Annotated in this window: 1 protein-coding gene and 1 pseudogene; both read left to right on the top strand. The window is 58.2% G+C overall.

The window, feature by feature from the left end; translation table 11 throughout:
• The first annotated feature begins 15 nt into the window (after nucleotides 1-15).
• Complete coding sequence (locus NA8A_RS24875; RefSeq protein WP_009453085.1) at nucleotides 16-375, top strand: TFIIB-type zinc ribbon-containing protein; 360 nt, start codon at nucleotides 16-18, stop codon at nucleotides 373-375.
• Nucleotides 376-396: 21 nt separating this feature from the next.
• A pseudogene (locus NA8A_RS24210) lies at nucleotides 397-752 on the top strand (DsbA family protein); the annotation flags it as partial.

Here is a 752-nt window from a genome sequence, read left to right on the forward strand (position 1 = left end):
AGGTTGGATATCGCGATGTCAGGAACGCTTCTCAACTCGCTAGGATCGGGCACCAAAGCCACCGGGGCTCTTTGCCCACATTGCAGGGTCGACCTCGTTATGAGCGAGCGTCAGGGTATCGAAATCGACTACTGCCCGAAATGTCGCGGCGTGTGGCTGGATCGCGGCGAACTCGACAAGATAATCGAACGAAGCGCTGCGGAAGAGGTGCAATACGCCCAGAGGCAATCTGGTCGCGGACGTACGCAAGTGTCCTCACGCAATACATCAAATGACTGCCGCGAAGATCACCGCCGCGACTATCGCGACCATGATCGTCATGGCGGACACCATGGTCGAGGGCACGGTTCTTTCCTCGGCCGATTGTTCGACTGACACCCCGCCAGGAGCGGAACGATGAAAGCTGCGCGCATTGGTCGGCTAAGGTGGTTCGCCATTGCCGTGTTAACAACGGCCTCGCCGGCCTATGCCCAATCGATCGATCGCGCGGAGGTCGAGAAGATCGTCCGCGAATACATCATGCAAAACCCGGAGATCATCGAGGAAGCACTTACGGAGCTTGAGAAGCGGAACCAAGCAGTTCAGGCCGAGGCCAGGTCACAAGCGATAGTAGCCGAGACTGATGCGTTGCTCCGAGCGAGCGACGATGTGATCCTAGGAAACCCGGACGGGGATGCTACGCTCGTCGAATTCTTCGACTTCAACTGCGGTTATTGCAAGCGGGCGGCACCTGACGTCAAGGCGCTTGTCGC

Source organism: Nitratireductor indicus C115, assembly GCF_000300515.1.
Lineage (GTDB): Bacteria > Pseudomonadota > Alphaproteobacteria > Rhizobiales > Rhizobiaceae > Nitratireductor > Nitratireductor indicus.